This is a genomic window from Variovorax sp. Root473 (assembly GCF_001426505.1).
In the GTDB taxonomy this organism is placed as follows: domain Bacteria; phylum Pseudomonadota; class Gammaproteobacteria; order Burkholderiales; family Burkholderiaceae_C; genus Variovorax.
This window is the reverse complement of the sequence record NZ_LMEV01000020.1, coordinates 420,883-435,218: the sequence shown is the minus strand read 5'-3', so window position 1 is coordinate 435,218 and position 14,336 is coordinate 420,883. Positions and strand designations below refer to the sequence as shown.

The 14,336-nt window shown below is 68.8% G+C and carries 10 protein-coding genes; 2 read left to right on the top strand and 8 right to left on the bottom strand.

The features are described from left to right. The first annotated feature begins 136 nt into the window (after positions 1–136). Positions 137–616, top strand: coding sequence for an Hcp family type VI secretion system effector (locus ASD34_RS26665; RefSeq protein ID WP_056584576.1), 480 nt, complete (start codon positions 137–139; stop codon positions 614–616). Between the two features lie 88 nt (positions 617–704). After that, on the top strand, positions 705–1,205 hold the full coding sequence (locus ASD34_RS26660) for a peptidoglycan-binding domain-containing protein (RefSeq protein ID WP_056584573.1): 501 nt from the start codon (positions 705–707) through the stop codon (positions 1,203–1,205). Positions 1,206–1,276: 71 nt separating this feature from the next. Here ASD34_RS26660 and ASD34_RS26655 read toward each other — a convergent pair whose 3' ends face one another. The 8 genes from ASD34_RS26655 to tssH form a co-directional block, all read right to left on the bottom strand. After that, positions 1,277–2,071 carry a PP2C family protein-serine/threonine phosphatase gene (locus ASD34_RS26655; RefSeq protein ID WP_056584571.1) on the bottom strand — a complete coding sequence of 265 codons (795 nt, stop codon included), beginning with the start codon at positions 2,069–2,071 and terminating at the stop codon, positions 1,277–1,279. A gap of 40 nt (positions 2,072–2,111) precedes the next feature. Then, positions 2,112–3,782 carry a type VI secretion system-associated FHA domain protein TagH gene (gene tagH / locus ASD34_RS26650; RefSeq protein WP_056584568.1) on the bottom strand — a complete coding sequence of 557 codons (1,671 nt, stop codon included), beginning with the start codon at positions 3,780–3,782 and terminating at the stop codon, positions 2,112–2,114. Between the two features lie 154 nt (positions 3,783–3,936). Continuing rightward, positions 3,937–4,332, bottom strand: a complete 396-nt coding sequence (locus tag ASD34_RS26645; protein ID WP_056584565.1) for a DUF4150 domain-containing protein — start codon at positions 4,330–4,332, stop codon at positions 3,937–3,939. A 9-nt stretch (positions 4,333–4,341) separates the two neighbouring features. Beyond that, entirely contained in the window at positions 4,342–5,031 is a 690-nt protein-coding gene (locus ASD34_RS26640; protein ID WP_056584562.1) for a DUF3540 domain-containing protein, read from the bottom strand. 44 nt (positions 5,032–5,075) lie between these two features. After that, on the bottom strand, positions 5,076–6,131 hold the full coding sequence (locus ASD34_RS26635; protein ID WP_235510273.1) for a pentapeptide repeat-containing protein: 1,056 nt from the start codon (positions 6,129–6,131) through the stop codon (positions 5,076–5,078). A gap of 13 nt (positions 6,132–6,144) precedes the next feature. Further along, on the bottom strand, positions 6,145–8,742 hold the full coding sequence (locus ASD34_RS26630; protein WP_056584559.1) for a DUF2169 domain-containing protein: 2,598 nt from the start codon (positions 8,740–8,742) through the stop codon (positions 6,145–6,147). Between the two features lie 29 nt (positions 8,743–8,771). Next, the gene (locus ASD34_RS26625) at positions 8,772–11,585 is read right to left on the bottom strand and encodes a type VI secretion system Vgr family protein (RefSeq protein WP_082549114.1); all 2,814 of its coding nucleotides are present in this window, start codon (positions 11,583–11,585) and stop codon (positions 8,772–8,774) included. Between the two features lie 40 nt (positions 11,586–11,625). Then, entirely contained in the window at positions 11,626–14,319 is a 2,694-nt protein-coding gene (gene tssH, locus ASD34_RS26620) for a type VI secretion system ATPase TssH (protein WP_056584556.1), read from the bottom strand. Positions 14,320–14,336 lie beyond the last annotated feature (17 nt).

The following is a 14,336-nucleotide window of genomic DNA, read 5'->3' as shown; positions in this document are numbered from 1 at the left end:
CTTCTTGAATTCCGGGTTCCGTTTCGTTCTATGAGTAGCTGCCGGGCATCGGAACTTTTCTCCCACCGCCGGCAGCCATTTTTTCCGTTTCGATCATCAACCGCCCGAATGCAATCGGGTTCCAAGGAGTAGGAACATGTCATCTGACTTTCACATCAAGCTCGACGGCGTCAAGGGCGAGTCTTCTCACAAGGACCACAAGGACGAGATCGAGATTTCGTCGTGGTCCTGGAACGTGAGCAACGCATCGGGCGCGGGATCGGGCGGCGGTTCGGGCAAGGGCAAGGCCACGCCGGGTGAATTCAATTTCACGCACACCTACGACAAGGCATCGCCCGTGCTCGCCAAGAACTGCGTGAGCGGCAAGCACTTCAAGGACATGGTCATGACCTGCCGCAAGTCGGGCGAAGGCCAGCAGGAGTACCTGAAGGTCACGCTCAAGGAAGTCTTCATCTCCAGCGTGGGCCCCGGCGGCGCACAGGGCGGCGACGTGCACGAGCAGGTGTCCTGCAGCTTCAAAGACATCGAGTTCGCCTACAAGGGCCAGGACGAAAAGGGCGCTGGCGGCGGCGAGGTGAAGTTCGGCTGGAACGTGGCCACCACCGAAACACGCTGACGGGCGACGGACCCGCCAGCCCCGTCCGCCCCAGGCACCGCACGGTGCCGGGGCCGGTCCCTGCCCGTGTCCTCACCGGAGCAATGCCATGGCATTCAGCACCACACTCATCGGTACCAGCGGCAAGCTGCACACGACCTACAACACCGATTGGTCGGTCGGACGGATCGGCTCCAACACGCGTGAAGACGTGATGCTGGTGCAGGCCCTGTTCAAGATCTTCTACTACGAGCTGCTCGGCTTCAACCACGACTTCGACCCGCCTCCCAACTGGAACGAAGTGATCGCGGTGGACGGCTACTACGGGCCGGTCACGCAGAAGCACATCACGCACTTCCAGGAACAGGCGATCGCACGCGGGCGCAAGGTCCTGCCGGACGGCATCTTCGATCCGTTCCGCGAGCCCGGTGCGTCCAGCACGATCAGCAAGACGCGCTACGCGCTCGACCTGCTGAACAACGGCTGCGCCAACAGCTGCGAAGAGCAGAACATCGACAACTACAGCAACCTGCCGAACCGGGAAGACATGCCCGCGTTGCTGCGCAGCGCGCTGAAGAAAGTCAAGAAGAAGGCCAGCAAGTACAGCTGAACAATCTCAGCGGCCCCAGGCAAAACGCCCATCCATCGGATGGGCGTTTTGCTTGAAGGATGGCGCCACGCTCAGGGGTCTGTCGACGCGACGTTCTCGGGCAGCAGCCGCGTCATGTCGTCGTCGGCGTCCTCGATCACCCACAGCGTGAGCGCCGTGTAGTTGTCGTGGCCCGGCTTGGCGTTGGCCTTGATCTGCGCGTCGAGCAGCTCGGTCCACTGGCTGGGCGTGCGCGAGGCGTGCAGCGTGTCGACCAGGCACTCGTCGCCCAGCGGCTCCCACACGCCGTCGCTGCACAAGAGCAGCACGTCGCCGGGCAGGAGGCGCATGCGGTCGGACACCGCGATGTCGGGCGCCTCCTCGATCGAGCCCAGTGCCGACAGCAGCATGTTGCGCTGCGGATGCAGGCGCGCGCCCTCCTCGTCGAGCATGCCGCCCGCGACCATCTGCTGCACCAGGCTGTGGTCGGTGGTGCGCGCCACGATGGCGCCGCCGCGGAACAGATAGGCACGGCTGTCGCCGCTGTGGACCCAGGCCAGCACCTCGCGCTCCAGGTCGATCACCGCGAACACCACCGTGGAGCGCATGCCGGCGAGCTTGCCGCCTTCGGCCTGGCGCGCCACCACGTCCAGGTTGGCGCGCTCGATCAGCGCGCGCAGCGCGGCCTCGTCCAGCGAGGGCGCCCCCGAGAAGCCGCCGAGCACGCTGGCGCGCACCGTGGCCGCCGCCACGTCGCCGCCGCCGTGGCCGCCCGCGCCGTCGGCCACGAGGCAGGCGACATAGCGCTCGTCGTGCCAGTGGCCGTGCACGTCCTCGTTGTAGGTGCGCCCGCCCTGCCGGGAGAGCGTGACGATTTCGATTTCCAAGCGGGGTGCCTCGCGAGTGCTGGGGTGGTTCTGGTGGTCTTCAGGTGTCCGACTTCAGGCGCGCCATCTGCTCTTCGTAGGCCGCGAGGAAGGCCTTGCCGAAGAGGCTGTGGAAGTCGTCCTCGGCCTCGCTCGCGATGCCGCCGTACAGCGCCACGAACTGGTCCCAGAGCTTGGCCTTGCGGTTGGCGGCAAAGAGCGCGTCGAGCGCGGTCCTGGCGCTGATCTTCTTCTCGAGCTCGGCCGGCTCGAAGCGCCCGATGACATGGGCCAGCGCCGCGCGCATGCCCACCATCACGCCGAACTGGTGCGCCCGCAGGTCGTCGAAGGCGTCACGCATCGCGGCTTCGGGCGGCATGAAGCCGCGCACGCCGGGGCCCAGCAGGTGCGCCAGCGCGACCTCGACCGTGGGCGAGAACTTGAGCGGGTTGTTGGCCTGCGACGCGATCATCGTGACCTCGGCGCGTACCTCGCGCTTGAACTCCTGGCGCGTGAGCAGCAGCTGAAGCGTGCCCTCGGTGGCCGTGCGCAGCATCGAGCCGATGCGCTCCATGAGGCCCGGCGTGAGCATCTCGGGCGGCTGGTGCGTGCTCGCCAGGCCGCGCAGGAAGGCGGCGAGCAGCTCGTCGTCGGAGGCGGCGCGTGCGGATGGTGTGGCTGCTGGCGTTGCCGGCGGCGCGACATACACGGGCGGCGGCGGTGGCGGAGGGGGCGGCGGCTCGGCGACGCGGCCGGCGTTCTCGGGCCCGCTGATGCGGATCGGCTGGCCGGTCACGTCGTCGAACTTCGCCAGCGGGGCCACGGGCGCAGGCGCAGGGAGCGGCGGCGGTGGCGGCGTGATGGCCTTCGGCGGCTCGAAGCCGAACTGGTCGATCGGCAGGTGATCGGAACGCGGCACCGGCGTGGCGGGCGCGGCGCGCTGCAGGGCGGCCAGCGGGTCGGCGTCCGATGCAGTGTTGGGCTGCAGCAGCGGATCGGCCAGCGGCGACAGCGCGAGCGGATCGCCGCCGATGCCACCGGCGCCCGGCGACCCGCCGAACAGGTCGTCGATGCTCGCGGCCTTGCCGTGCGCGGGCGGCGCGCCCAGGTCGGAAAAATCGTCGAGCGCGCCGAGCCCCGCAGAGGGTGCGGCCGACGGCGTGGGGCCCAGCAGGTTCGCGAACGGATCGACCTGGTCGGCCTGCGCATTGCGCGAGCCGCTGGCCATCGGGTCGGGAAAGAGCAGTGACTCGGCAGGCGCGGCGGCGCGGGCTGCGGCAGGCGCCGGCGCGGGAGCGGCCGGCGATCCCAGTCCCGCAAGCAGGTCGGCGAACGGATCGTCGCTGCTGGCGGCGGGCGCGGCGGCCGGCGCCGACATCACGGTGTTGGGGATGACCGGCGCGCGTGGCGCCGCCGCAGCCGCCATCACGCGCACCGAGAGTTCGAAGCTGCCGATGACGAGCCGCGCGCCGTCGGTCAGCGCCGCTTCCTTGCCCGCGCCCAGCGACACGCCGTTGCATTGCATCGCGTTGCTGCCGCGATCGACGATGAAGTACTGGCCGTCGCGGCACAGCACCTGCGCGTGCACGCGCGAGACGGTGCGGTCGGGGTCGTCGAGCACCAGCGTGTTGGTGTCGGCACGGCCGATGGTGCCCCCGCTGGGACCGAAATCGGCGGCAATGGCCGGCCCTGCCGGGGCGCCCTGCCGTGTGATGACAGCGATATGGATCATGAGTCGGCCCCCGGGGCGGTTACGCCCGAACACGGCCCGCGCGTGCGCGGGCGAAGTCCAAAGGAGTATTCATTCCGGGGGGCGGGTTGGCAATCTCGCCGGAAGAGGTATGCCATAGCGGCACGGTGGTGCCAAGGTGCGCACGGCATGCACCTCAGGGCGCTAGCAGGAGCACCAGCGTCTGGCTCGGCACCGTGCGCACGCCGGGGCAGTTGGTGCTGTTCTGCAGCGAGGTGCTGGTCAGGCGCGTGGCGGGCATGCTGTTCAGCAGCACCGTGAAGGCGCCTGTCAGATGGCGGCTGGGCCCCATGACCGTGCCGGACGCCACCCCCAGCAACACGCCCGGGTTGTCGCCGTTGGTCATGGGAATGACCGTGCCGAGGTTGTGGGCCGGCGTGCACATGAACAGGATCGTCGGGCAGTTCGGAATGGCCATCGGCCCCATCGCGATGTTCGGATAGGGCACCGGGATCGGCGAGGGCGCGGCGGGCGTGATGCAGACATCGGGAAACCCCATGTCCGTTCCCATCATCTGGCAGTTGGCGAACATGGTGCTGCCTCAGCCGAAATGGATCTGCGCGCCGCGTGTCTTCACGAGCTTGGCGCCGTTGATCAGCGCATGCTCGCCGCGCAGGTGCAGCAGCTCGGTCGCATCGCATTCGATGTGGGCCGCATTCACGCGGTCCAGCCCCTTGGTCGTGCGCAGGTAGTGCTGGCTGAAGTGGTTGACGCGGTCCATCACCGTGCTCAGCAGGCTGCCCACGAGCTTGACCGTGCCGGCGATCATGCGCACCCGATCGCCGATGAACTCGGTCGAATCGAGCGACACGGTGGCGGTGGCGGCGCGCACGCCCAGGCGCTGCGACGCCAGGTGCAGTTGATCGGCTTCGAGCGCGAGCTGCCCTCCGTCCACCACGAGGCGCGTGTCGCCGCTGCACCGGAGCACGCGCTCCTGCGTGCCGGCGCAGCGTTCCAGCACCGAGAGCACCCAGATGTCGCCGGGTGCCGTGCCGAAGCACAGCACGGTGTCACCGGCCGCCGGCACCAGCAGGCAGCCTGCGGCCGTTCGCACGGCCGTAACCTCGGCGCCCTGCCGGACGCACAGCGTGCCGTTGCATCCCGCCTCCAGCAGCGCGGTCCAGCAGCGCTCAGGTGGTCCTGCCGGCGGCACGGGCTCGGCGTCGATCGGCCTGGCGCCGCGCGGGGCGGCGGCGGGGCGGCGGACGGGGTGGTGGGCGATGGTTGTCATGGCAGGGCTTCCAATGGAAAGAAGGGGCATCGGCCGGTAGCGCCTCAGGCCGGCAGGGGGCACCAGTCCTCGGCTTGCGCCAGCTCGGGATCGGTTTCGATCGCACGGGTGCGATCCTCGATCTGCGCCTCGTCGGTCAGGGCCCGGTGCAGGCAGGTGCGCGCGAGGGTCGCACCGCGCAGGTCTGCCTGGTGCAAGCGCGCGTGGCGCAGGTCGGCGTACGTGAGGTCCGCCCCGTTGAAGCGCGCCCGGTCCAGCACGGCGCCGGCGAAATGGGCCTGGTACAGGCGTGCGCCACTGAAGTTCGCCTGCGGCAGCCTGGCGCCGGTGAACAGTGCCTGCGTCAGCACGGCACTGGAGAAATCGACACCGGCCCCTTCGGCCTCGCAGAACAGGGCCAGGGGCGCGTCGATGCGGTCGAAGCGCGCCTCATCGAGCGTGGCACCCTGAAAGTTGCACTGGCGCAGCGGCGCCCCGCTGAACTGGGCACCGCGCAGGTCGGCGTTCGCGAACTGGCAGCTCTCGAGCGCGACGCCGTCGAACGACACGCCGGCCAGCTGCGTGGTGGAGAACGCCACGCGCAGCAGGTGGGCGCCGCGCCACGCCACATGGCGCAGATCGCAGCCGGCCACGGTCACGTGCGTCCAGCGCGTCGATTCGGCCCCCAGGTCGATCAGGCTGCTCTCGGTCAGCACGCAGGCGTCCAGCAGCGCACCGCGCAACATCGCGTGATCGAGGCGGGTCTTGGTGCAGGCGAGCATGCTCAGGTCGGCATCCGACAGGTTCGCATGCGGCGCCTGGCATTCGCTGAACACGGCCGCGTGCAGGCCAGCTCCGTGCAGGTCGACGTGGTCCATCAGGCACTGGTTGAACACGGCGCGCTGCAGCCGCGCCCCGCCCAGCAGCGCGCCGCGCAGGTCGCACTGGTTGAACACGACCTCGCGCAGGTCGGCCCCGCGCAGATCGGCCTTGGCGAAGTTCACCCGGTCGAACAGCCCCCCCGCCAGCTGTGCATTCGAGAAATGACCGCCCGACAGGTCGAGCCCGGCAATCGACTCGCCGAGCAGCACGGCCAGGGTCAGCGTGGTGGTGTTCATCATGGCGCCGTCCTCCTCATGCGCCTGCGGCCTGCTGCTCGGGCGTGAGCCGCGGCCATGTGCGCGCGCGCTGCAGCAGGGCCCCATCGAAGCGCACATCGCCGTCGAGCCGGGCGCGCGACAGGTCGGCAGCGAACAGGTTGCTGTTGCGCAAGTCGCAGCCGCGCAGGTCGGCGTGCTGCAGGATCGCCTCGCTGAAGTTCACGCCCGCCAGCTTGGCGCCCCGCAGCACGGTCCGGCGCAGCAACGCGCCCTTGGCCGAAGCCATCCGCCAGTCGCTGTCGGGCAGCCGGGCCTCGCACAGGTTGGCGCCGTCGAGCACGCTGCCGAGCATCCGCGCGCGCGACATGTCCGCAGCGCCGAAGTTGGCACCCTGCATCCGCGCCCCGGAAAAATCCGCGTCGACCAGGTCGCAGTGCTGGGCGAACACCATGCCCATGCCGCGTGCACCGCCGAAGCGGGCCCCCGTCAGCTTGCAGGTGATCAGGTTGGCCTGGGCCAGGTGGGCTTCGCGGAAGTCGGCCTCCGTGAGGTCGCATTCGACGAACTGGCAGCCCACGAGATCGGCCTCGGCGAGCGAGAGACCCGGCAGCGACAGCCGGTAGAAAAGCTGCTCGGGCGCCTGCAGCCCGTGCGCATCGGTGCCGTCCCAGCGCGTGCCGATCAGCATGGCGCCCTTCATCTTGGCGCGTCGCAGCGAGAGGCCCCCCAGGTCGGCATGCGACAGCTGCGTCGCGCTGAAATCGGCCTCGTCGAACACCGCGCCTTGCCAGCGCGTGCAACCCAGGTTCGCGCCCTGAAGGATGGCCCGGATGCCGATCGCGCCGTCGAGGTTCGCATGCGCCAGCACCGCCGCCGTGAAGTTCGCGCCCGACACGTTGGATTTTCCGAAGTCCACGCTCTCGAGCCACGCGCCGGCGAAGTTGACATCGCGCAGGTCCAACCCCGAGAAGTCGGCGCCGGTGAAGTCCATGCCGCCGAAGAACCGCAGTCCGCCGGCCAGTGCCTGCTTCATGCCGTCCTTCAGTGTCTGGGCCTGCGCCGCCTGCATCGCGGGTGCGGGCTGCTGCGCGTGTGCGCCCTGCAGATAGCCCAGCCGCTCCATCGCTTCCTGCTGCAGCAACTGGCCATGCACGGCTGCGAGGTCGAACGCACCGGTCGCGCCGGCGTTCGCGCCCTGGAGCTGCGCCAGCGCCACGTCTGCATTGAAGAGCGGCGGCCCCCGATGCTCGATGGGCTTCATGGCCGGGTTCGCCTTGCGCGCCGCCACCGCCTGCTCGAGGGCATCGAGCGCATCGTCGACGGCCGCCAGCTTCTGCGCTTCGGCCTCCTGCAGCTTCTGCTTCAGGTGGGCCACGCGCTGCGCCGGCGCTGGGGGCGCTTCGCGCGACGGCATGACGATGCCCATGGCATCCGGGTCGCGGCCGCTGGCGCGCACCTCTTCCCGCGCGAGGGCCACGTCGATCTCGGCGCGGCGGTACTGCGCCTGCGCCTGCAGGCCCTGGCTCGCGAAGGCCTCGGCGGCCCGCTCGGCCTCGGGGTCCACCGCGTCCAGCCCCTCGGGCAGCAGGTCGCTGTCGTCCAGGCATTCGACCCCGCCCCATCGCGGGTCGGCGCGTCGCGCCAGCGCATCGAGGTAGTGAGTGTCGGGCCGCGACGCATCGACGCGCTCGACGGCGCCGAGCAGCCCGTGCACGTCGGAGCCGTCGTCGGTGGCCACCTCGGCCAGCCCCTGGAACAGCAGCAGCGCCCGCTCGGCATGCGGAAAGAACCAGACCGTCGTCAGGCGCAGCGGCACTTCGCGCAGGCGCGGCTCGGCGGCGCCGACGGCGCGGTAGTCGGCGAACACACGCGCACGCAGGCCGGGCAGCCGGCCTTCGAGCTGCGGCTTCTGCGGATGCATGTGATCGAACTGGAAAGGCTCGTCGCCGCGCAACGGGGCGTCGAACCACTGGTCCTCGGGGGCGAGATTGAAATAGCGCCAGTCCAGGTCGGGCGCGAAGCCCGGCGCATGCGCCTTGAGGTAGTCCGCGTCGTAGGTGCCGCGAAAACGCGCGCGCTCCGGATGCATCGGCCCCCGCAGGCCGAAGCCGGCGGGCGCCACGGGCTGTGCCGGATCGCGCAGGGGCTGGTCGGGCTGCTCGATGTTGGGCAGCCGATGGCGCCCGCCCTCGGGCGCGGCGCCGATGCCCTCGGGGTTGGCCGGCACCGCGGGGCCCCCATAGGCATGCGCGGCATCGATGGGCATCGCGTCGAACGGCAGCGGCGCGCTGGCCTTCGTGCCCTCCCAGTGGCGATCGCCGAAGACGAGCAGGGTCTTGCTGCGGCTGCCCAGCCGTGCGCGCACCGCGCAGGCGCTCGGGCTTTCAGCGGGAGGAAAGGCCTGCCCGTGCACCAGGAACTCGGGCGTGAGCTTGGCCACGCCCTCGTCGACCAGCGGCACCGCCATCTCGCGTCCGATGAAATTCCAGGCCGACTGCTCGCCCCACAGCGTGCCGCCCTCGGCTTGCTCGAACGGCACGTGCAGCATGGCCGTCACGCACAGGCCGAAGCGCTTGCGGTACTCGATCGGCCGGGTGCTCAGGCAGACAGCCTGGGGTTTGACGACTTGCATGGTGGTTTGCGCGCTGGCTTTCTTCCCGATCAGCCGTTGGGATTGCCGGCGTCGTCGCGGCTGAGCAGCGCGTTGGCGCCGCGCTCGCTGCCCACGGCGTCGACGCCGGGGATCATGCCCAGCAGTGCCAGCACCGCGCCGCCGGCGCCCGCCGTCAGGATCGTGGCGGCGCCGTCGGCGACATTGGTGCTCACCAGGTTGCGCATGCGCTCCAGCCGTCCGCGCATGCCGGGGATGTTGTCGATGTCGCTGCTAGAGAGAATCTCGTTCAGCATCTTCCTCGCGTCGCCGTACTGCGAGCCCAGGGACGCCGCACCGCTGATCATCGAGACGGCGCCGTACCCGAGGCCCGCGAGCGCCCCCGCCGTACCGGCGGTTGCCATGGGGCCCGTCGCGGCGGTTCCCGCCCCGGCCCCGGCGCCCGGCATGATCGAATGCAGCGGGGCCTGCCGCACCGAGGTGCCGTCCCGCTCGATCTTGAGGCCGGCCACCGATTCCATGCTGATGGCCAAGGTGTTGTCGACCTTCAACCCGAGGAAGTTCGACATCGCGATGCCCAGCGCGTTGTCCATGCTCAGCCCCATGAAGGTCGAGCGGGCGACGCCGAGATTGAAGTCGGTGTTGTTGCCGATGTAGCCGCTCGTGTTGGGGCCGAGCACCGTGGTGTTGGACCCCACCGACACGGTGTTGATGTTGCCGATGGCCACCATGTTGAGCTCGGTGTTGCTCACCAGCGTGTACTTCTGGAACGCCGCGGCATACGGTGCGGCATTGGCGTCGATCTTCATCGAATTGCCGCCGGTCACCTTGAACTCCATGTGCCCTGCCTCGAAAAGCATGATCGGGGCCTTGTACTTCACCCCGCCCTTCACCGTGATGGTCTGCGTGCCCGTGACCGTCCGCGTCTCGTTGCCGCCCGTGATGTCGGTGCGGTTGCCGTCGGACTGGATCTTGTGATGGCCTTTCACCAGCAACGCATGGTCGATGTCGACATTCGTGGTCTGGTAGCCCACCACGTGGTTGTCCTGGTTCTTGCCGACCGTGAGCTTCTGGAACTTCTGGATGATCGTGGTGTCGTTGTTCTCTACCGTCGTCTTGCGGTCCCGCACGACCGTGGAGGTCTGGTCGCGCTTCACGGTCACGGTCTGGTCGCGGTCCACCGTGGTGGAGTCGTCCAGCTCCACGCTGCGGCTCATGTTCTTCTCGGCGTGGATGTTGATGTTCTCCTCGCCCTTCTTGTCCTCGAACATGATCTCGTTGTAGTTGTTCACGCCGCCGCCCGGCGTGGACCGGGTCCGGAAGCCGCTCTGCGTGGGCGACTTGTACGGAATGGGCTGGTCGTCGTTGTAGACGCGGCCCACGATCACCGGGCGGTCGGGGTCGCCGTTGAGGAAGTCGACGATCACCTCCTGGCCGATGCGCGGCGCGAAGTAGCCGCCCCAGCCCTTGCCGCCCCAGGGTTGCGACACGCGCACCCAGCAGGTCGACTTCTCGTTGCTCTCGTCGTAGCGGTCCCAGTGAAAGTGCACCTTCACGCGGCCGTGGTCGTCCACGTGCAGCTCGTCGCCCTTGGGGCCGACCACGATCGCCGTCTGCGGGCCGGGCATGGTCACTCGCGGCGTGAGGCGCGGCGCGCGAAACGGCCGGTCGACCGGCATCACCGTGAGCAGGAACAGGCTGCTGCCGGTCTGCGCGGCGGCCAGCGCGGGCGTGGCGGCAATCAGTTCTTCCAGCACCGGCAGGGTGTCGGCGTTCACGGCGTCGTCGCGCAGCACCTCGGCCAGCGCGCGCTGCACGGGCTGGGCCGGCGCGCTGGCGCTCACGCCCTCGTAACCGCGGTGGCTGGCGATGAAGGTGCAGGCGGCGATCACGTAGTCGCCGTTGCGCGTGCCGTCGGGGTCGTCCTCGAACTTGAAGCTGCGCCCGGCCGCCACGTCGGGCCACGGCGTGAGCGCCCAGTGGCGGTCGCGGCGCGCGTTGAGTTCGTCGCCGCGCAGCTTGGCGCGCGTCTCGGCGTCGTCGCCGCTGAAGTAGCCGCCGGGGAACTCGAACATCTCGAACTCGGCGAGCTCGTGCTGGTCGGAGCTGTCGATGTCGGCGCCCAGCTTCTTCTTGATGGCCTTGAAGTCGCTGTCGCGCGACGAGTGCTTGCCGGTGTCGAACTGCCGCGCGCTGACCCAGCGCGAGATCTCGTTGAAGCGCGGCTCGGCCGCATGGACCGCCATGTGGCGCAGCGTGTCGGCCGCGGGCAGCTTGTCGTGCGCCAGGTCGCTGGCGTCCGACAGGTGCATGGTGCCGGGCGCGTCGTGCGCGTCGAACCAGTAGTAGATGCCTTCGTCCTCCAGCAGGCGCGACAGGAACTGGTAGTCGCTCTCCTGGTGCTGCACGCAGTAGCGGCGTGGGTTGTGCGTGCCGATGACGTTGGTGGCCTTGGTCTTCTTGAAGCGCTTGATCGGGCTGTCCTCGAACACCGCGTCGAGCACCTCGAGCACTTTCTTTTCCTGGTGGATGCGCGAGTTGGCGCGCTTGGTGAGCAGCCAGAACCACGAGCGCAGCGCGATGCGGTACTCGTAGTGCCGCCCGATGTGGCCTGCGCGCACGAAGCGCACCGCGTGGCCCTGGCAATGCCGCTCGTGCGCGCCGCCGTCGGCGTCCTTGAACTCGATGACCACGTCGAAGGCGTGGCCCAGGATGTCCTTGGCGGCGAGGTCCTTGTTCTTGGACAGCACGGTGAGCTCGTAGGCCGCGGGGCGCGCCAGCGCCTCGTGCCCGACGATGCGCCAGAACATCAGGTCGTCCTTGGCGGGCGAATCGCTCTCGATGCGGAACTCGTGGTCGGCCATCTTGGGTCTCTCGGAAGTGGGGCGTCCCGCTGGGCGGTGGTCAGTCGAACGCGTAGGTGAAGTCGGCGTCCTTCACGTCGAGCGCCACGCGGCGGATCTCGCCGCCCGAGGCCAGGCGTTGCAGGTACTCGACCGAAATGGTGGGCAGCACGGTGTTGGTCAGGATCGCGTCGATCACGCGCCCGCCCGACTCCGGGTCCTGGCAGCGCGCGACGACCTGGTCGACGACCGCGTCGCTGTACTCGAAGGGCACGCCGTGGTTCGTCTCCACGCGCTTCTTGATGCGGCCCAACTGCAGCCGCACGATCTTCTTCATCATCTCGGGCGACAGCGGGTAGTAGGGAATGGTGACGATGCGGCCCAGCAGCGCGGGCGGAAACACCTTCATGAGCGGTGCCTTCAGCGCATCGGCCAGCGCGTTCGAGTCGGGCAGCAGCTCCGGGTCACGGCACATGCTCATCACCAGCTCGCTGCCGGCGTTGGTGGTCAGCAGGATGATCGTGTTCTTGAAATCGATCATGCGGCCCTCGCCGTCTTCCATCCAGCCCTTGTCGAAGACCTGGAAGAAGATCTCGTGCACGTCGGGGTGCGCCTTCTCCACTTCGTCCAGCAGCACCACGCTGTAGGGGCGGCGACGCACCGCTTCAGTCAGGATGCCCCCTTCGCCGTAGCCCACGTAGCCCGGAGGCGCGCCCTTGAGCGTGGAGACGGTGTGCGCCTCCTGGAACTCGCTCATGTTGATGGTGATGATGTTCTGCTCGCCGCCGTACAGCGCTTCGGCCAGCGCCAGCGCAGTCTCGGTTTTGCCGACGCCCGAGGTGCCGCACAGCATGAACACGCCGATGGGTTTCTGCGGGTTGTCCAGCCGCGCACGGGAGGTCTGGATGCGGCGCGCGATCATTTCCAGCCCATGCTTCTGGCCGATGACGCGCTGGTTGAGCGTGTCGGCGAGCTTGAGCACGGCCTCGACTTCGTTCTTGACCATGCGGCCGACCGGAATACCGGTCCAGTCCGCGACGACCGAGGCCACGGCCTGCTCGTCGACCGACGGAAGAATGAGCGGCGACTCGCCCTGCACCGCGTGGATCCTTGCCTGCAGGTCGTGCAGCTCGGCGAGCAGCGTGGCGCGGTCGGGCGCAGCCTCGGCGGGTGCTTCACCGGCCGCAGGTTCATCGACGGGCTTGTTGCCTGCGCGCAGCTTGCTGCGCAGTTCGAGCAGCCGATCGACCAGGCCTTTCTCTTCCTGCCAGCGCGCATTCAGCCCTTCGAGCTGCTGCTTCGATTCGACCAGCAGCGCTTCGACCTGCGCCGAGCGCTTGGTCACGTCGATGCCGATGGTGGCTTCGCGGCCGATGATTTCCTGCTCGACCGTGAGCCCCTCGATGCGGCGCATGCAGTCTTCCACTTCGGGCGGCGTCGCATGCTGCGACACGGCCACGCGCGCGCACGCGGTGTCCAGCAGGCTCACGGCCTTGTCGGGCAACTGGCGCGCGGGAATGTAGCGGTGGCTCAACTTCACGGCCGCCTCGATGGCCTCGTCCAGCAGCTGCACGCGGTGGTGCTTCTCCAGCACGCTGGCCACGCCACGCAGCATCAGGATGGCCTTGGTCTCGTCGGGCTCGGGCACCTGCACGACCTGGAAGCGCCGCGTGAGCGCCGGGTCTTTCTCGATGTACTTCTTGTACTCGGCCCAGGTGGTGGCGCCGATGGTGCGCAGGTTGCCGCGCGCGAGTGCCGGCTTGAGCAGGTTGGCCGCATCGCCGGTGCCGGCCGCGCCGCCCGCACCCACGAGCGTGTGGATCTCGTCGATGAAAAGAATGATGGGCGTGGGCGATGCCTGCACCTCGTCGATCACCTGGCGCAGGCGCTGCTCGAACTCGCCCTTCATGCTCGCGCCGGCCTGCAGGAGGCCGATGTCGAGCGTGAGCAGCTTCACATCCTTCAGTTGCGGCGGCACGTCGCCGCGCGCCAGGCGCTGCGCGAAGCCTTCGACCACTGCGGTCTTGCCGACACCCGCTTCACCCGTGAGCAGCGGGTTGTTCTGGCGGCGGCGCATGAGGATGTCGACGATCTGGCGGATTTCCTCGTCCCGCCCGGTCACCGGATCCATCTCTCCCTTCCTGGCTTTCTCCGTGAGGTCGACAGCAAATTTCTTGAGCGCATCGCCCTTGCCCATGGCGGCCGGCGCCATGGCGCCCGAGTCTTCGCCGGGCGCACCGCTGCCCATGCCGGTGCCATCTTGAGCGCGCATCTGCGCTTCGGGCGAGGCGTCGCAAATCTTGGGAAAGTTGTCGGCCAGGTCCTCGACCTTGATCTTCTCGAACTGCTTCGACAGGCCGAACAGCGGGTTGCGCAGGCTCTGCGTTTTCAGCATGCCGACGAGGATGTAGCCGGTGCGCACCTGCGCCTCGCCGAACTGCAGGGTGGCGTAGGTCCACGCGCGCTCGATGGCGTTCTCGATGTGCGGCGAGAAGTCGCTGATGGCGGTGGCGCCGCGCGGCAGGCGGTCGAGCGCGGCGGTCATGTCTTTGGCGATCACCGACACGTCCAGGCCGTAGTGCTGGATCACGCGGTGCAGGTCGGAGTCCTGTGCCTGCAGCAGCTGGGCGAACCAGTGCTCCAGTTCCACGTACGGATTGCCACGCATCTTGCAGAAGACGGTGGCGCCCTCGATGGCCTTGTAGGCCAGCGAGTTGAGTTTGCCGAAGAGGGCGGTGCGGCTGATTTCACTCATGGAGGACTCCGTATCTC